The following is a 17,897-nucleotide window of genomic DNA, read 5'->3' on the forward strand; positions in this document are numbered from 1 at the left end:
GCCCAGGCAAACCATTTGTTTGCATCCAGATATGAGCTTTTTGCATTTCTTGCTTGAGAAAATAGCTGTTTTGCGGCAGCATTGCCTCTGTCCCCAGTTTTTGCTTGGCACCCTGATATGCGCCGTTCCATTCCTTCTACCCAGGCGCTGGCCTGTTTTGAGGCCGCTGCCCGCCACGAAAGCTACACGCGTGCAGCGCAAGAGCTGGCGCTGACACAGGGGGCTGTGTCGCGCCAGGTGATTGCGCTGGAAGAGTTTGTCGGGGTGGAACTGTTTCGCCGCACCCGCCATGGCGTGGCGCTGACGCCAGCGGGCGATGCCTATGCGCGCAAGGTTCGCAGCTGGTTGCTGGGTGTGGAACGTGACACGCTGGATTTGATGGCCCACCAGGGCACGGGCGGCACTATCAAACTGGCAGCCGTGCCCACCTTTGCCACACGCTGGCTGATGCCGCGCCTGCCGCTGCTGGCCAAAACCCAGCCTGATATCACCGTGCACATCGACACGCAAACACGCCCTTTTTTGTTTGCCGATACGGGCTTTGATGCCGCGCTGTATGCAGGCACCCCCGAGCAAGTGCGCAACTGGCCAGGAATTGAGGCCATGCACCTGATGGATGAAGATGTGGTGCCCGTGTGCAGCCCTCTCTTGCTGGACCGCGCCACGCAGCGGGCACCGGGGCGGGCATGGCAGCCGCTGCAGCCACAGGCGCTGGCAGATTTACCTTTGTTGCAGCAAAGTACGCGCCCTCAAGGCTGGGCGCAGTGGTTCCAGTCGGTAGGGGTGGATGCCCCGCGGGCCATGGATGGCCCGCGCTATGAGCTGTTTTCGATGCTGGCTGTGGCGGCCACGCATGGCATGGGGGTGGCGCTGATCCCGCCAATGCTGATTGAAGCCGAGCTGGCGCGTGGCGAGCTGGTGGTGGCCAGTGCCCAGCCTTTGCGCGGTGAGCGCAGCTATTACTTCATCACCCCCGCGCAGCAGGCACCATCGAATGTGCTGCAGGCTTTTTCAAGCTGGCTCAAAGCGATGGCGCAGCAGTGCGCAGAGGCTCAAAGCCGCTGAAAAACGGCTACGCTCAGGGGCATCAGCAGTGCCGTCAGCACACCGTTCAAGCCCATGGCCAATGCAGCAAATGCCCCGGCTGTGGGATTGATCTGAATGGCGCGTGCCGTGCCAATGGCGTGGGACGTCAGGCCTTGTGCAAAACCCTCGACAGCGGGGTCTTTGCTGCCGATCAGGCGCAGCAGCAGGGGGGCCATCATGCAGCCGCTGATGCCAGTGACGGCGACGGCGACAGCGGCCAGCGATGGCAGGCCGCCAAAGCGCTCAGACATGGGCAGTGCAATCGGGATGGTGGCTGACTTGGGGGCCAGCGAGATGATGGTCTCCCAGCTGCCGCCCAGCGCCCAGGCAATGCCCATGGCCGAGAACAGGGCCACCACGCAGCCAATGCTCAGAGCGACACATATAGGGCGCCACAGCGCATAAATGCGCGCACGCTGTGCATACAGCGGGATGGCCAGCGCCACGGTGGCTGGGCCAATCAAAATGCTGAGCCACTCAACGCCTTGCTTGTAAGTGGCGTAAGGGGTATCCGTGGCCAGCAACACGCAGACGATGATGATGACCGAGGGGAAAACGGGAATCAGCATCGGGTGGCATTTGTAGCGCTTGTACAGCGCCATGGTTGCCAGGTACACGGCCATGGTCAGCACCAGCCAGGGCAGGTGGGTGACAGAGAGGCTGGCAAGCAGGTTGTCCCACTGGTTCATGGTGCCTCCTGCTGTGGTTTTTCTCGGGCCAGCATCCACTTGAAGGTGAAGGCAGTCACTAAAAAGGTGATCGCTGCGCCTGCAATGCCCGCCACCAGAAATGGCTTCCATTCGTTGGCAATGCGGTCAAAGTGCAGCATGACGCCTGCAATCGTCGGGATGAACAGCAGCATCATGTTTTGCAGCAGCATCTGCGAGGTTTGCTCCAGGGCCTGCGGCAGGCGTCCGTAGATCAGCAAGCCGATGAGCAGCAGCAAGGCACCCAGCAAGGCACCAGGGAAGGGAAGTTGAAAAAACTGAACCATGGCCTCACCCACCAGTTGAAAGGTGAACAAGGCCGCTAACGCATACAACATGGCAAGCATCCATCAAAACAATGGATGCGAAGTCTAGGGGGTCTGCCAGCTTTGGCAATGCCTGTTTTGCTGCATAAGTGACTGTGCGTGTTTTTTGCTGCTGATGCTTATCAATTAAGCGCAGGCAGCTATGCTTTTCTAAGATTTGCCTGCTTTCTAGGCAGGGTAAGGTGAAGCCAGGAAAAACAATGGCTTAGAGGCTGTTGTCCCTGCAGATGATCGAGTTGTCCACAGGCTTGTTCAGTGGTTTCGTGGAAAATCTAGGGTTTGTACTTACTTCGTGCGCCGCACGTGCTGCAGGTGCTCCACGATGGAGGCTGTTACCACGCCCCAGACCTGAAGTTCTTGAAGGCCTTGCAAAACGATGGGCGAGAAGGCGGCGTTGGCAGCGTGCAATTCGCTGCGGCCATGGCGCAGGAACAGCCGCTTGACCGTGAATTCGCCATCCACCACGGCCACCACAATATGCCCGTGCTGCGGTGCAATGGCCCGGTCGACCACGATCATGCAGCCGTCCAGGATGCCCGCATCTTGCATGCTGTCGCCACTGACGCGCATGGTGAAGGTGGCGGCAGGGTGCTGTGTGATGTGCGCCATCACATCAAAAACCTGCAGGGGAAAATCTTCTGCAGGGCTGGGAAAGCCGCAGCGTACCTGCGCACCAATCAAGGGCAGCGGCGCTGGTGCCAGTGCGCAGGGCACGGGGTGGCTGGCGTGGTCAGGGCGTGTGTGATTCATGGCAGTCAAGCCTGTGCAACTGGTAAATCTTCATAGCGCATGGTGTACAGCGGGCTGCGCATGGCTTGCTTCATGCGCCAGCCAGTGCTGTCCTGGCCGGGCAGGCCGCAACTGGCCAGGTGAATGGTTTGCTTGCCGTAGCGCGCATTGATGGCATCTACGGCCTGCATCAAATGCGTGGATGTGCTTGGGATGTCAGCGTCGGCAAACAAATCGCTGGTTCTTGGCTGATGGGAGGGCTGCAAGCCCAGCAAGATGACACCTGCTTTGCTCAGTGGGTGCCCGGCTTGAAAAAAACTGCGCGCTGCGTGGGTCGCTGCCTGCACCAGGCTGCGTGCATCGTTGCTTGGCTGGCGCAGCGGCACCGTCATGGCTCCGTGCCAAGGCAAACCTTGGCGAAAGGGTGAGGTGTAGGCAAACACATGTACCTGCGCTGCAAGGACATCCGCAACACGGGCTTTTTCTGCCGCACGAGATGCAAATTCACTGACGGCTTCCAGTAAAGGGGGCAGCGTATGTACGGCCTGCCCAAAACTGCGCGTGCATGCTATTTGCTGTTTGGCTGCAGGCGCGTTATCCAGTGTCAAGCAACTGATGCCTTGCAGCTCGCGCGCGGTGCGCTCCAGTACCACGCCACCCATGCTGCGTGCCAGCGCTGAGGGGAGTTGTGCCAAATCGTATGCGGTGGTGCACCCTGCCTTTGCCAGCTGCGGGCCCATGCGCCGGCCAATTCCCCAGATGGCGGCCACGGGAGTGTGTTGCAGCAGGGCGATTTGCTGGGAGGGTGATATTTCCTGCCAGTTGCACACCTGGGCCCAGGCTGGTGAATAGCCACCTTGCCGGCGTTCTGCCTCTTTGGCGATGTGGTTGCAAAGTTTAGCCAGGGTTTTGGTTGGCGCAATGCCTATGCAGCAGGGAATGCTCAGGCACCGCTCTATCCGCTGGCGAATGGCGCGTGCCCGTGTGGTGAGCTGGGCGATGCCTTCTAGTCCGCCAATGAAGCATTCGTCAATGGAGTAAATTTCTTGACTGGGCCCGAGCGCAGAGGCCAGACGCATCATGCGTGCGCTCATATCGCCATACAAGGAAAAATTGGCCGACAGGGCTGTGATGCTGTGTGCAGCCAGCTGTTCTTGCAGCTGGTAATAAGGCTGGCCCATCTTGACGTGGACCTTGGCCTCATTGCTGCGAGAGATGACGCAGCCATCGTTGTTGGACAGCACAACCACGCCGCGCTGCGCCAAGCGCGGGTTGAAAGCGCGCTCGCAAGAAACGTAGAAGTTATTGCCATCAATCAGTGCGAACATGGGTTAACTGTATATCCATACAGTTAACTTCGCCATGAAGCCATACAAATGGCTGCGCTTGGAAGGTGGTCTGACCCCGGTTGCAGGCGCTTGTGATGGGGCAGATATGGGCTGAAGACGGGTTTTTTCAGCCTTCAGATATCCACTTTGAGAGAGTGGATAGAAATTTTTTTGCGAAAGACAAAAACAAAAAAGGCCAACGTGAGTTGACCTTTTTTGTTTGAAGCCTAAGCTTGATTGGTTGCGAGGGCTGGATTTGAACCAACGACCTTTGGGTTATGAGCCCAACGAGCTACCAGACTGCTCCACCTCGCGATAATTCTGGATATGCCTTGATGACAACGCTAAACACCATTAAGGTATGGTGCCCGAGGCCGGAATCGAACCGGCACGCCTTGCGGCGGCGGATTTTGAGTCCGCTGCGTCTACCAATTCCACCACCCGGGCGTCATCAGTGCATGAACGGAATTATGGCACATTTATGGAATGAAAAAAGAATATTCTTCAATTGAAGCGGCAATTGGTTCAACTCCCTTGGTCGCGCTGCAGCGTATTGATGCGCTAGCGAATACAGAGCGCGGCAATGTGTTGCTGGGTAAGCTGGAAGGCAACAACCCAGCTGGCTCGGTGAAGGATCGTCCCGCGTTGTCGATGATTCAGCGCGCACAAGAGCGCGGTGAAATCAAGCCTGGCGATACCCTGATTGAAGCGACGTCTGGCAATACCGGCATTGCACTGGCCATGGCTGCGGCCATCAAGGGCTACCGCATGGTGCTGATCATGCCGGAGGACCTGTCTATTGAGCGCGCGCAGACCATGAAGGCCTATGGCGCAGAACTTATTTTGACCCCCAAGAGCGGCGGTATGGAATATGCGCGTGACCTGGCAGAGCAAATGGTGGCGCAGGGCAAGGGCGTAGTGCTGGACCAGTTTGCCAACGAAGACAATCCGCGTGCGCACTATGAAACCACAGGCCCTGAAATCTGGGAGCAAACGGGCGGTGAGATCACGCACTTTGTGAGCGCCATGGGAACAACGGGCACGATCACGGGTGTGGCCAAGTACCTGAAGGAAAAGAACCCCAATATTCAGATCATTGGTGCGCAGCCTTCTGAAGGTTCGCGCATTCCGGGTATTCGCAAGTGGCCTGAGGAGTACTTGCCCAAGATTTACGACGCCAGTCTGGTCGATGAGCTGGTGTATGTCAGCCAGGACGATGCCGAAGACATGTGCCGTCGCATGGCGCGTGAGGAGGGTATTTTTGCGGGCATCTCGGCCGCGGGTGCTTGCTGGGTCGCGCAGGAGATTGCCAAGCGCGAGCACAATGCCACTATCGTGTTCATTGTGTGTGACCGTGGTGATCGCTATTTGTCTACGGGCGTGTTTCCTGCCTGAGCGGGCGTTTCATGCCTGAAAGGTCGCACCGGTTGCGGCCTTTTTTTTGCCCTTTTCTTTGTGAGAAAGCTTGCTCTATGAGCCATGAGATGCGTTTTTGCCCCAATTGCGCCACACCGTTGCAGTGGATTGCCTCGCAAGAAGACAGCGGGATGAAAGATCGCCTGCGCTGCGTGGCCTGTCACTGGACGCACTGGGGCAACCCTACGCCGGTGCTGGCGGCCGTGGTGGAAAACGACCGGGGCGAGGCATTGCTGGCGCGCAATGCGATGTGGCAGGAGGGGGTGTTCGGTCTGATTACCGGTTTTATGGAAGCCGGTGAATCCCCGGAGCAAGGTATTTGCCGCGAGGTGATGGAAGAAACCAGTTTGCGCGTGAAAGCACTGCGTATCTTGGGGTCGTGGGAATTTCTGCGCATGAATCAGGTACTGGTGGCCTACCACGTGCGTGTGGATGGGGATGTGAAACTTTCGCCTGAGCTGCTGGAGTACCAGTGGAAGACGCCACAAGAGGCCCGCTGCTGGCCTTCGGGCACCGGTTATGCCCTGGCACACTGGGTGCGCAGCAAGGGCGTGGAGCCACAGTTTGGCGCCTTCAGGCCAGGGCAGTCGCCAGAGCCAGACCCGGTCAAGTGGCCGCCCAGGCCGTGGGCAGAAGATGCCCGGTTTGTTCTGCCACCACTGTTTTGAATGCCAGATGTGATCTGGGCTTTGCGTGCAAAGCTACTGCGGCAGCTGCAGCGGGTGCCTACAATGTGCGTCAGTTATAGGAAGCATTGCCATGAATATCTACCGAGAAATTGACACGCGCGGTTTGAACTGCCCCCTGCCTATCTTGAAGGCCAAGAAGGCATTGGCAGACATGGTCAGCGGGCAGTTGCTCAAAGTGGTGGCCACCGATACCGGCTCACTGCGCGACTTTCAAGCGTTTGCCAAGCAAACGGGTAATGAGCTGGTGGAGCAAAGTACGGTGGGGGCCGAGTACATCCATATCCTGCGTCGCCGTTAAAACAATAGCTGCTAGCGTAAGAAAGGCCTGCAATTGCAGGCCTTTTATATTTGAAACGCTTACAGCATGGGCGTTAGATGCTCAGATTTTTGAGATAGTCGCGAAAGTGCTCCCCCACGTCAGGGTGTTGCAGGGCCAGCTCTACCGTGGCTTCCAAGAAGCCTTCTTTGCTGCCGCAGTCGTAGCGCTTGCCTTGGTACTGAAAGGCGTACACGGTTTCGTGCTTCATCAGGCGTTCAATCGCATCGGTCAGCTGAATCTCACCACCCACCCCTTGGGGCTGGTTGCGAATTTCCTCAAAGATACGCGGCGTCAGCACATAGCGGCCTGCGACACCCATACGCGAAGGTGCTTTTTCTGGCGCGGGTTTTTCCACGATCTCGTCGATGCGCATCAGCGGGCCACCGGCTGCCTCGCCCTTGACGATGCCGTAGCGCTTGGTGTGCGACAAAGGCACTTCTTGCACGGCCAGCAGTGAGCGGCCCTGCTTTTGAAACGCCGTGGTCATCTGCGCCATCACGCCGGGGCCACCGGCCTCACCAGTCATCAAGTCGTCGGCCAGGATGACTGCAAACGGTTCGTTGCCCACCAGCGGCTCGGCGCACAACACGGCGTGGCCCAGACCCAAAGAGCGGGGCTGGCGCACGAACAGGCAGTTCATGTCCGCCGGTGCAATGCTGCGCACCAGGTCCAGCATGGCGTGCTTGCCAGCGCGCTCCAGTTCGTTTTCCAGCTCGTAAGCCGTGTCGAAATGGTCCTCGATGGCGCGCTTGCTGCGGCCCGTCACAAAAATCATGTCGCGGATACCCGCTTCGTAGGCTTCTTCTACGGCGTACTGGATCAGCGGCTTGTCCACCACAGGCAGCATCTCCTTGGGGGATGCTTTGGTGGCCGGTAAAAAGCGGGTGCCAAGGCCGGCCACGGGGAATACGGCTTTGCGCACTCGGGTTTGATTGGACATGGTCAATCCTTCTTGTTCGGGATGGAAAAAAGGCGCAGTTGCCTGCGCCTTTTTGTCGCTCAACTCAAAGCATATCAGCCCAGGCGGGCCAGTTGCTCCTGAATGCGGGTCAGTGTGGTGCCAAAGTCAGCCACGCGTTTTTTCTCTTGCTCCAGCACAGCTGCAGGCGCCTTGGCGCAGAAAGCTTCGTTGTTCAGCTTGCCATTGGCCTTGGTGATTTCACCTTCCAGGCGCTTGGCTTCTTTGGTCAAGCGGGCCTTTTCGGCTTCTACGTCCACTTCAACGAACAGTGCCAGGCGGGCATCTGCCACCACGTTCACGGGCGCCGACTGGGCTTCGGCTTGCCACGCGGCTTCGGTGTCAAAGACTTTGACTTCGCTGAGCTTGGCCAGGTTCTTCAGCACATCTGCGTTGGCACGCAGGAACTGCGTCGCCTCTGCGGTGTCGCCCATGACCAGCAGTGGCAGGCGCAACGCAGGCGAGACACCCATCTCGCCACGCAGCGTGCGGCAGGCATCGACCATGGCCTTGATGCGGCCCACGTAGGCGATGGATGCTTCGTCAATCTTCTCTGGCTGGGCTTCAGGGTAGGCCGCGACAGCGATGGAGTCGCCTTGCTTGCCAGCCACTGGAGCCACCTTTTGCCACAGCTCTTCCGTCACGAACGGGATGATGGGATGGGCCATGCGCAAAATGGTTTCCAGAACGCGGATCAGCGTGCGACGTGTGGCGCGTTGCTGGGCTTCGTTGCCGGTCTGGATCTGTACTTTGGCAATTTCCAGATACCAGTCACAGAACTCGTTCCAGACAAAGTCATAGATCGTGTTGGCGACGTTGTCCAGGCGGTACTCGCTAAAGCCTTTGGCCACTTCAGCCTCGACCTTTTGCAGCTGCGAGACGATCCAGCGGTCAGGCTGGCTGAACTGCAGGTAGCCACCGGCGCAGTCTGCCCCCGAGTGCTCTTTCAAGCCGCAATCAAAGCCTTCGCAGTTCATCAGTACAAAGCGGCTGGCGTTCCACAGCTTGTTGCAGAAGTTGCGGTAGCCTTCGCAGCGCTTGCTGTCAAAGTTGATGGAGCGGCCCAGCGATGCCAGCGCAGCAAAGGTAAAGCGCAGTGCGTCAGCACCGTAGGCAGGGATGCCTTCGGGGAATTCTTTTTGCGTGTTCTTGCGCACCTGGGGAGCGGTTTCGGGCTTGCGCAGACCGGTGGTGCGCTTGTCCAGCAGGGGCTCCAGCGAGATGCCGTCAATCAGATCGACCGGGTCCAGCACATTGCCTTCGGACTTGGACATCTTCTTGCCCTGCGCATCGCGCACCAGACCGTGGATGTACACATGCTTGAATGGCACGCGCCCGGTGAAGTGCTTAGTCATCATGATCATCCGGGCGACCCAGAAGAAGATGATGTCATAGCCAGTGACCAGCACGGAGGACGGCAGGTACAGGTTGAAGTCGTCGTCAGCAGCGTCGGTCTGGTTGGGCCAGCCCATGGTGGAAAACGGCACCATGGCGGACGAATACCACGTGTCCAGCACATCGGCATCGCGGCGCAATGTTTTGCCGGGGGCTTGTGCCTGGGCTTCGGCTTCGTTCTTTGCGACGTAGATGTTGCCTTCTTCGTCGTACCAAGCTGGAATCTGATGGCCCCACCACAGCTGGCGCGAGATGCACCAGTCCTGGATGTTGTTCATCCACTGGTTGTAGGTGTTGACCCAGTTTTCGGGCACAAACTTCACATCGCCCGAGGCCACTGCATCGATGGCCTTTTGTGCGATGGATTTGCCTGTGGCGTCACCCGTGCCTTCATTGGCTACCTTGCTCATGGCAATGAACCACTGGTCGGTCAGCATGGGTTCGATCACCTGGCCGGTGCGGTCGCAGATGGGAACCATCAACTTGTGCTTCTTGATTTCGATCATCAAGCCAGCTTCTTGCAGATCAGCCACGATGGCCTTGCGGGCGACAAAGCGGTCCATGCCGCGGTATTTTTCAGGCGCTTCGTCGTTGATCTTGGCGGTCAGCGTCAGCACGCAGATCATAGGCAACTGGTGACGCTGGCCGACCTGGTAGTCGTTCTGGTCGTGGGCCGGTGTGACCTTCACTACGCCGGTGCCGAACTCGCGGTCCACGTATTCATCAGCAATGATGGGAATCTGGCGACCCACCAGTGGCAGGGTTACGGTCTGGCCGATCAGGTGCTTGTAGCGTTCATCTTCCGGGTGCACCATCACGGCCACGTCGCCCAGCATGGTTTCGGGGCGGGTGGTGGCCACGACCAACTGACCTTCACCGTTGCTCAATGGGTAGGCGATGTGCCACAGCGAGCCGTCTTTTTCCTGGTTTTCAACTTCCAGATCAGACACTGCAGATTGCAGCACCGGATCCCAGTTCACCAGGCGCTTGCCGCGGTAAATCAGACCTTGCTTGTACAGCGTGACAAAGGTCTCGGTGACCACGTTGGACAACTTTTCGTCCATGGTGAAGTACTCGCGGCTCCAGTCCACGGTATCGCCCATGCGGCGCATTTGTGTGGTGATGGTGTCGCCGGACTTTTCTTTCCACTCCCACACTTTCTTTACAAACTCATCGCGGCCTAGGTCGTAGCGGCTGACGCCTTGGGCTTGCAGTTGACGCTCCACCACGATTTGCGTGGCAATGCCAGCGTGGTCGGTGCCGGGAATCCAGGCCGTGTTGTGGCCCTTCATGCGGTAGTAGCGCGTCAACGAGTCCATGATGGTCTGGTTGAAAGCATGACCCATGTGCAGCGTGCCCGTTACATTGGGGGGGGGCAGCTGGATAGAGAAGTTCTGACCTGCGGCAGTGGCTTGTGCACTGGGCTGGCCCGTGCCGCGGTAGCCCGCATTGCCATAGCCGCGCTTTTCCCATTCGGAGCCCCAATGGGCTTCCAGTGCGGCGGGTTCGAAGGATTTGGACAGGCTGTTCAGACCTGGCTGGGCAATGGATTCACTCATGGCGGATTCGCAAATGAAAACGGCATCCTGCAGGGGATGCCGTCTGTAGGCTGTTAGCTGAAAGGACGGATTGGGTTTGATTTTACCGACCCAGCCCAGAGATAGGGCGAGCGGGGCATTGTTTGAAGTCAAATTGGCTGCCAGCGCTTAGCCAGTATGTGCTGACAGCTATGCTTTATCTAGAAAGTGCGTGCAAAGCCGCTTCGCGCCAAGCCCTGGCAGCGGCAGCGGTGTCTTCACGCTGCTCAGCCATGATAGCCAGGGCCTTCCAGGCGCTGGCACGCAGCGGGGCATCGCTCAAGCGGCCCACAGCACTTTGCAGCAGCTGTTCGCCTTTGCCCCACAGCTGTCGCTGTACACAGGCCATGCCTGCCAGATACAGCAGACGTGGCTCTTGAGGTGCTGCACGCTGTGCAGATTCAATGCGTGCCAGCCAGTCGGCATCCAGTTCGTCCAGCGCCTGCTGCAAATTGACGAATAAACGCTGGACTTGCGCGCCGGACAGGGACTGGGGTGCTTGCAGAAACTGCTCCCAGACGGGGAGCAACCAAGTGCGAGCCTGGGATGGGCTGCCTTGCAGCTCCATCAGTTTGCGGGCTGCCGCCAAAGCCACATCAGGGGCGCGCTGGTCTGCAGGCTGCAAGCCATTCCAGGCGCGCTGCAGCTGATCTGCATCGTGCGTGTGCTGCAACTGCTCCAGGATCAGGCCCCGGGTGATGCTGTCGGCCACTTCTTGCGACAGACCGCCGTGTTTGGCCAGAAGACGTGCCGTATCCAGGGCCGATTGCGTAGCATGGGCCAAACGGCTGGCTTTGAGCTGAATGCGCAAGGCCATGGTGCGGCGGCTGGCTCCCGGGGGCAGCTGTGCCAAGCGCTGCAGCGCTTCTTGGGGATCCCGGTCATCCAGCGACCATCGCGCAGCGCGCATTTGCGCACCTTCGCGCACCTCTTGCTGCTGCAAGGTGCCATTGGCGGGCACATCGTTCATGGCTTCTTCGTAGTGCTCGTTACGGGCCTCTACATCGCGCAAGGCATGGGCGCTGTCAGCGGCCAGCATGTGAGCAATGGCACGCAAAGTGGCATCTTGCGGCACGTCAGCATGCTCGGCGCGCAGTTCATCGCTGAGTTTGAGCAGGACAAGTGCAGACTTGCGGGCACGGACATAGCGACCAGCCTGCAGGTGGGACAGACTTTCCACCAGGGCCTGGTACATCTGGCGCTCTTTTTGTTGCTGGCGCCAGCGCTTGGCCTGGTGCGGCAACATGACCAGTACTGAAAAAGCCCGCAGGGCGGCGTAGCCGGTGGCAAACACAGCGAGCAGCAACAGCAGCACCATGTTGAGCGACAAATCGACCCGATATGGAAGCCAGAACAAGGTGACAACGCCCTGGTTGTTACCGGCAAACAAAGCCAGTGCCACAGCCAAGGCAAACAAACCTACAAACCAAAGTGCAGCGCGCATCATGCGGTAGTTCCTTTGTGCACTTAAAGGCCGGCGGCGGCGGTAGACAGTGTGGCCAGGGTCTCATCCAAAACTGGTTGCGTGGTCGCCTGCATGTGGGTCTGCAGTTGTGCCAGTACAGCTTGCGCCTGGTGCGTGCGGCGAGAGCCGGGGTCAAAGAATTTACTCAGCGTGGTCTGCGCAGTGCTGATGTCGGTGCGGGCTGCCTCATATTGACGTGCCAGCACGGCCAGGCGTGCGTTGAGCAGCTTGAGCTTGAGGTTCTCTCGCACGAAGAACGCTTGCTCCGGTGCCATGAGCATGACGTCAGCATGCTCAATCCGGCTCACGCGCAGTAAATCACGGGTTTCTTCGCGTGTGGCCTGCCAAATTTTTTGTCCCCAGTCACTCCACCATATCCATTGCGTAGGAGATGTGGCTGCAGCGTCAGTGTCTGTGCTGCCTGGCTCAGGGGCCTGACGCCGTGGCTGGCGCTGCTCGCTGGGGACGGGGGCACCAGTGCGTACGTGCATGTCGTCGACCATGCTGACGACCGCATCGAGCCGCGCCAGCAGGCTGGCCGTGTCGGTCACTGCCGATTGCGACAGTCGTTCCAGGTCGCGCTCCATGGCTTGCTGAACAGGTACCAAACGGGGCTGTGCCGCCCGTTCAATCCGCTTGATGCTGCTTTGCAAAATTGCCACCAGAGGCTCGGTACTGCCTGTCAGTTGTGTTTGCTGCTGGGCCATGCGAATGGCTGATTCGATATCCACCACCAGGGTTTCATCCCGCGAGCGGGTCAGGTTCTGAACCAGAGCGTCCAGCTGTCCCCGCTGCAAGCTGACTTCGTTGACGCGCACGTCCATGACCGAAAGTTTGGCGTTGGCATCGCGCACCAGATCTTGCGACTCACGTGCCAGAGCGCGGGCTTCAGTGGCCTGGGCGGTAGCGTCTGCGGACTGGCGGGCCAGTTGTTCTTGCATGCCGTCAACTTTTTGCCACAGCAAAAGACTGCAGCCAAGGCCTGTTGCGCCAATCACCAGAGACAGCCATGTCCAGCCAGGCGCTGCTGGGCGTGGTGCATGCAGCGATTCAAAAGGAACAGCTTGGGAGGGGATAGGAGCGCCGTCAGGGGTGGTGGTCATGCAATGATTTTATCGAGGCCACGATGCTTTGCACGGTTGGCATGGTTTCAATGATGCGGCCAAAGCCGGCCTGGTGTGCTTGCTGGGCGATGCGTGGGTGTGTAGCCAAGGCTGTGTGTGCTTGCCAGGACCAGTCGGTGTTGGAAAGACGCAAATGTTGCACGCACTCAGAGCTGCTGAACAACCACACTGCTTGCAGGGTGCGCAGCGTTTCAATGGTTTGCAGGAGCGCAGGTGTCGCTTGTGGTGCCATGCGCTCGTACACAGCAGCGAAATCGACCCGTACACCGCGTTGCCGTAATTGCTCGGTCAGCCACTGGCGGCCTTGGCCAGCGGCATCATGCCCATCACCGCCACGGACGATGAGTACTTTTTGACCGCTGCAGATTTGGTGCTGAACATGTGTCCACAGCGATTCCGAATCAAATTGTGGAGCGTCTGGTGAAGGCTGGGTCAAGCTGAGAGGTGAAATTCCTTCGGAAAACAAGACCTTGGCAGTGCCGGGGCCAGGGGCCCAATAGCGTGTGTGTGCAGCCGGGCGCAGTGCTTGTGCGCGCAGCTGCGCAAAAAAGTAACGTGCCGCATTGCCGCTGACGAACATGATGGCGTCGTAGCTGCTCAGTTGTTGCAAAGCCGCGTGCACGGTAGCGAGCGCATGCGGGCTGCGGCTGGGGCCTATTTCCATCATCGCAAGTGCAGTGGCCTCAATACCTTGCGCCTGCAACTGCTGCACCCACAGCGCTGCATCAGGCTGTGGGCGGGTTACAACAAGGTGTGGCATGCCTGCAGATTCAGGACTGGGTGCAGATCTTTGCGCCTGCAGCTTGCAAATGTGCGGCCACTTGTGCGCCTAAGGCTTCGGCTTGTGCCCGCGTAGTGACCGTGGCTGTCTGCTGCGCGCAGATCAGGGATTGAACGCCTTGCGGGTCGCCCCAAGCCGCATCGATGCGCATCAGATCACCATCCAGCACTGCGTGTGCAGCCAAGGGCACGGAGCAACTGCCACCCATGCTGCGGCTTACCGCGCGTTCAGCAGCAACGCGCAGCCAGGTTGGCATGTGCACCAGTGGGGCCAGGGCCTGTGCCAGGTCCTGGCGGTCGGCTCGAATTTCGATGCCCAAAGCCCCCTGGCCTGCAGCAGGCAGCATGGTGGTGGGGCTGAAAATGGCGCGAATGCGGTCTTGCATGCCCAGGCGTTTGAGGCCAGCGGCAGCCAGAACAATGGCGTCGTACTGGCCTTCGTCCAGCTTGCGCAGGCGTGTATCCAGGTTGCCACGCAAAGGCTCTATCTTCAGGTCTGGGCGCAAGGCTTGCAGCAGCACTTGGCGACGCAAGCTGGAGGTGCCAACCACTGCCCCCTGGGGCAAAGCATCCAGACTGTGGTATTTGGGTGACACGAACGCATCGTGCGGGTCTTCACGCTCCATGACGCAAGCTAGGGCAAAACCTTGCGGCATATCCATGGGTACGTCTTTGAGTGAATGCACGGCGATATGAGCACGGCCTTCTTCCAGCGCAACTTCCAGCTCTTTGACGAACAAGCCCTTGCCACCGACTTTCGAGAGCGTGCGATCCAGAATTTGGTCGCCTTTGGTCGTCATTCCAAGCAGCTCAACGGTGTGCCCACGTGCTTGCAACAAGGCCTTGACATGCTCGGCTTGCCACATGGCGAGTCGGCTTTCACGGGTGGCGATGACGATGGAGAGGGGGGATGTTGCTACGGTCATGACTTTCAATACGCTGGCTCGTGGCCTTTCAATCAACGGGCGATGCTAGCATGCTGTGTTGCCATAGAAACCGGCTGGAGTATTCACAGAAATGACTGCTGCGATAAAGAAAGACCGAGATCAACGTGCCCGTGCTTTACCAAGCAAAGCAGCGCGTAAAAACGACAAAGATCAGCCGCTGATTGACGATATTCGTCTGCTGGGCCGTATTTTGGGGGACATCATTCGCGAGCAAGAAGGTGTCGCGGTCTATGAGCTGATCGAGCAGGTACGACAGCTGTCGGTGGCATTTCGTCGAGATCAGGACCATGAGGCGGACAAGACGCTCAAGAAGCTGCTCAAAGGCCTGAGCACGGATCAAACGGTGAGTGTGATCCGTGCGTTCACCTACTTTTCTCACTTGGCAAATCTGGCGGAAGACAGGCACCACATCCGCCGCCGTGCAGTCCATGAGCGAGCAGGTAATACGCAGGAGGGCAGCATTGAGGTGGCGCTGTCCCGACTGCGCTGGGCCGGCATTACACCGGATGAAATTGCGCATACCTTGGCGCAGGCTTATGTCTCCCCCGTATTGACGGCGCACCCGACGGAAGTGCAGCGGCAAAGTATTTTGCAAGCAGAGCATGACATTGCCCGCTTGCTGGTCGATCGCGATGACATCTTGGCGCGCGCGCAACTGTTTAACAGCGCCAAAGATGCGTTGACCCCACGCGAGCTGGCGACCAATGAGGCCATGCTGAGGGCACGCGTGGCGCAGCTGTGGATGACGCGTCTGCTGCGCTACTCCAAATTGACGGTGGCCGACGAAATTGAAAATGCCCTGAGCTATTACGAGGCTACGTTCCTGCGCGAAATTCCAAAAATTTATGCGGCACTTGAGGATGCGCTGGAAGGTCAGACGGTTCATAGCTTCTTGCGCATGGGGCAATGGATCGGAGGGGACCGTGATGGCAATCCCAACGTGACGGCTCCCACCCTGGAGCTGGCATTGCGCCGTCAAAGCGATGTAGTGCTGCGTCACTATCTGACGGAGGTGCACTACCTCGGGGGGGAGCTGTCGGTTTCAGCGCGGCTGGTTGAGGTCTCTGCCGCCATGCAGGCACTGGCGAGTGCTTCGCCTGATAACAATCCCCATCGGCAAGATGAGCCATATCGCAGGGCATTAACAGGTATTTATGCGCGTCTGGCCGCATCGTTAACGCATTTGACGGGTGGCCAGGCTGCCCGTCATGCTGTGGCGCCGCACAACCCTTATCTGAAAGCGCAGGAGTTCCTGGAGGATTTGCAAATCATTCACGACTCTTTGCAAGCACACCATGGTGAGAGTCTGGCTGTACAGCGGCTGCATCCTTTGATGCGTGCGGTGCAAGTTTTTGGTTTTTGTTTGTCAACGGTAGATCTGCGGCAAAGCTCTGACAAGCATGAAGCGGTCATGGCTGAACTGCTGGCCGTGGCGCAGGTAGAAAACCACTACACCCAATTGGATGAAGCGGCAAAATGCGCCTTGTTGCAGCGCTTGCTGCAAGAGGCGCGCCCACTGCGTGTCATGGGTGCAAGTTATTCAGACTTGGCCTGCAGCGAGCTTGCCATTTTTGAAATGGCAAAGACCATGCGCCAGCGCTATGGGCGCGAAGCCATCATTCACTACATCATCAGCCATACAGAGTCCGTCAGCGACCTGCTGGAAGTGCTGCTGCTGCAAAAAGAAGTGGGCCTGATGCAAGGCACTTTAGAACAAGCAGATGCCTCGCTGGATCTGATTGTGGTGCCTTTGTTTGAGACGATTGGTGATTTGCGGGCGGCATCTGCCATCATGCGTGCCTACTTTGCAGTGCCTGGCGTAGCAGGGCTGCTGCAGCGTTCGGGTGCTGTGCAGGACATCATGCTGGGGTACAGCGACAGCAATAAAGACGGTGGCATCTTTACGAGTAACTGGGAGCTGTATCAGGCAGAGCTGGCACTGGTTGAGCTGTTTGATGAACTGCAAAAGCAGTTTGGTTTGCGCCTTCGCATGTTTCATGGGCGCGGCGGTACCGTAGGGCGTGGCGGAGGACCCAGCTATCAGGCTATTTTGGCGCAGCCACCAGGGACTGTGCGCGGGCAAATTCGTCTCACAGAACAAGGCGAAGTCATTGCCTCCAAATACTCCAACCCGGACATTGGACGAAGAAACCTGGAAACCCTGGTCGCCGCGACGTTGGAAGCAACGCTGCTGCAGCCCACCAAATCTGCCACCAAGGCTTTCTTGCAAACAGCTGAGCTGCTGTCCCAGTCCAGCATGGGGGCCTACCGCAAGCTGGTCTACGAGACCGCAGGCTTTGCCGATTACTTCTTCAGCGCGACACCGATCCGTGAAATTGCGGAGCTGAACATTGGCTCACGCCCTGCATCGCGCAAGGCAACGCAGGCCATTGAGGATTTGCGTGCAATCCCTTGGGGCTTTAGCTGGGGGCAATGCCGCCTGACGCTGCCGGGCTGGTATGGCTTTGGGTCTGCGGTGCAGGCTTTCTTGCAGGCGCAGGGCGCAGATCCTCGGCGTCAGCTTGCGCTGCTGCAAAAAATGTATCGCCAGTGGCCTTTTTTTAAAACCTTGCTCTCCAACATGGACATGGTGCTGGCCAAGAGTGATCTGGCGCTGGCTTCACGCTACAGCGAGTTGGTGACAGATGCACGTTTGCGCAAGCGCATTTTCTCCAGCATTGAGGCTGAATGGCTGCGGACCACCGAGGCTCTGGCGCAGATTACCGAAGAGAGTGATCGACTGGCCAGCAACCCCGCGCTGGCACGTTCGATCCGCCACCGCTTTCCCTATATTGATCCGCTGCATCATTTGCAGGTGGAGCTGGTACGCCGTTGGCGCACGGGGCAAACGGATGAGCGTTTGAAGAACGGAATTCACATCTCTATCAACGGTATTGCCGCCGGGCTGCGCAATACAGGCTGAGGCTGCAATAAAAAAGGCCTGCATCAAAGATGCAGGCCTGGTCTCCTCCGCTCTGATGAGTCTCAGAGCATTCCTCATTTATTGGGTTCGCTAGTGCGTTGGGTGGATTGTAGGAATGAATCGGCCCG

General features: G+C 58.5%; 15 protein-coding genes and 2 tRNA genes. 5 read left to right on the forward strand and 12 right to left on the reverse strand.

Annotation, left to right across the window (positions count from 1 at the left end; all coding sequences use genetic code 11):
- Positions 1–117: 117 nt before the first annotated feature.
- A complete protein-coding gene (locus tag H9646_RS12215) occupies positions 118–1,065 on the forward strand; it encodes a LysR family transcriptional regulator (RefSeq protein WP_191723633.1) in 948 nt (315 codons plus the stop codon).
- Here the strand turns inward: H9646_RS12215 and H9646_RS12220 are convergent.
- From H9646_RS12220 to H9646_RS12245, 6 genes are all read right to left on the reverse strand, one after another.
- Positions 1,053–1,775 carry an LrgB family protein gene (locus tag H9646_RS12220; RefSeq protein ID WP_191723634.1) on the reverse strand — a complete coding sequence of 241 codons (723 nt, stop codon included), beginning with the start codon at positions 1,773–1,775 and terminating at the stop codon, positions 1,053–1,055. The genes H9646_RS12215 and H9646_RS12220 overlap by 13 nt on opposite strands.
- A complete protein-coding gene (locus H9646_RS12225; protein WP_191723635.1) occupies positions 1,772–2,131 on the reverse strand; it encodes a CidA/LrgA family protein in 360 nt (119 codons plus the stop codon). Before H9646_RS12225 ends, H9646_RS12220 begins: the two co-directional genes overlap by 4 nt.
- 273 nt (positions 2,132–2,404) lie before the next feature.
- A complete protein-coding gene (locus H9646_RS12230; RefSeq protein WP_191723636.1) occupies positions 2,405–2,869 on the reverse strand; it encodes a LexA family protein in 465 nt (154 codons plus the stop codon).
- 5 nt (positions 2,870–2,874) lie between these two features.
- Positions 2,875–4,176: a Y-family DNA polymerase gene (locus tag H9646_RS12235; protein WP_191723637.1), complete on the reverse strand. Its 1,302-nt coding sequence runs from the start codon at positions 4,174–4,176 to the stop codon at positions 2,875–2,877.
- A gap of 238 nt (positions 4,177–4,414) precedes the next feature.
- A tRNA-Met gene (locus tag H9646_RS12240) sits at positions 4,415–4,491 on the reverse strand.
- 47 nt (positions 4,492–4,538) lie between these two features.
- Positions 4,539–4,623: transfer RNA gene (locus H9646_RS12245), tRNA-Leu, on the reverse strand.
- Between the two features lie 39 nt (positions 4,624–4,662).
- On the opposite strand from H9646_RS12245, the gene cysM reads away from it, so the two are divergent.
- The 3 genes from cysM (at position 4,663) to H9646_RS12260 (ending at position 6,579) form a co-directional block, all read left to right on the forward strand.
- Positions 4,663–5,571, forward strand: coding sequence for a cysteine synthase CysM (cysM, locus tag H9646_RS12250; RefSeq protein WP_191723638.1), 909 nt, complete (start codon positions 4,663–4,665; stop codon positions 5,569–5,571).
- 77 nt (positions 5,572–5,648) lie between these two features.
- On the forward strand, positions 5,649–6,260 hold the full coding sequence (locus H9646_RS12255) for an NUDIX domain-containing protein (RefSeq protein ID WP_191723639.1): 612 nt from the start codon (positions 5,649–5,651) through the stop codon (positions 6,258–6,260).
- Positions 6,261–6,351: 91 nt separating this feature from the next.
- Positions 6,352–6,579 (forward strand): sulfurtransferase TusA family protein, encoded by a 228-nt coding sequence (locus tag H9646_RS12260; protein WP_191723640.1) that lies wholly within the window; start codon positions 6,352–6,354, stop codon positions 6,577–6,579.
- 73 nt (positions 6,580–6,652) lie between these two features.
- On the opposite strand, the gene galU is transcribed toward H9646_RS12260, so the two are convergent.
- The 6 genes from galU to hemC form a co-directional block, all read right to left on the reverse strand.
- Positions 6,653–7,540, reverse strand: coding sequence for a UTP--glucose-1-phosphate uridylyltransferase GalU (gene galU, locus H9646_RS12265; RefSeq protein WP_191723641.1), 888 nt, complete (start codon positions 7,538–7,540; stop codon positions 6,653–6,655).
- A 74-nt stretch (positions 7,541–7,614) separates the two neighbouring features.
- Positions 7,615–10,512 (reverse strand): valine--tRNA ligase, encoded by a 2,898-nt coding sequence (locus tag H9646_RS12270; RefSeq protein WP_191723642.1) that lies wholly within the window; start codon positions 10,510–10,512, stop codon positions 7,615–7,617.
- Between the two features lie 175 nt (positions 10,513–10,687).
- Positions 10,688–11,974, reverse strand: coding sequence for a heme biosynthesis protein HemY (locus H9646_RS12275; protein ID WP_191723643.1), 1,287 nt, complete (start codon positions 11,972–11,974; stop codon positions 10,688–10,690).
- Positions 11,975–11,997: 23 nt separating this feature from the next.
- Positions 11,998–13,098: a uroporphyrinogen-III C-methyltransferase gene (locus tag H9646_RS12280; RefSeq protein WP_191723644.1), complete on the reverse strand. Its 1,101-nt coding sequence runs from the start codon at positions 13,096–13,098 to the stop codon at positions 11,998–12,000.
- The gene (locus H9646_RS12285; protein WP_191723645.1) at positions 13,082–13,879 is read right to left on the reverse strand and encodes a uroporphyrinogen-III synthase; all 798 of its coding nucleotides are present in this window, start codon (positions 13,877–13,879) and stop codon (positions 13,082–13,084) included. Before H9646_RS12285 ends, H9646_RS12280 begins: the two co-directional genes overlap by 17 nt.
- A 10-nt stretch (positions 13,880–13,889) precedes the next feature.
- Positions 13,890–14,825 carry a hydroxymethylbilane synthase gene (gene hemC, locus H9646_RS12290; RefSeq protein ID WP_191723646.1) on the reverse strand — a complete coding sequence of 312 codons (936 nt, stop codon included), beginning with the start codon at positions 14,823–14,825 and terminating at the stop codon, positions 13,890–13,892.
- A gap of 91 nt (positions 14,826–14,916) precedes the next feature.
- Here hemC and ppc point away from each other — a divergent pair, with 91 nt between their 5' ends.
- Positions 14,917–17,769 carry a phosphoenolpyruvate carboxylase gene (gene ppc, locus H9646_RS12295; RefSeq protein WP_191723647.1) on the forward strand — a complete coding sequence of 951 codons (2,853 nt, stop codon included), beginning with the start codon at positions 14,917–14,919 and terminating at the stop codon, positions 17,767–17,769.
- The last annotated feature ends 128 nt before the right edge of the window (positions 17,770–17,897 follow it).

The organism is Comamonas avium (assembly GCF_014836675.1).
Lineage (GTDB): Bacteria > Pseudomonadota > Gammaproteobacteria > Burkholderiales > Burkholderiaceae_C > Comamonas > Comamonas avium.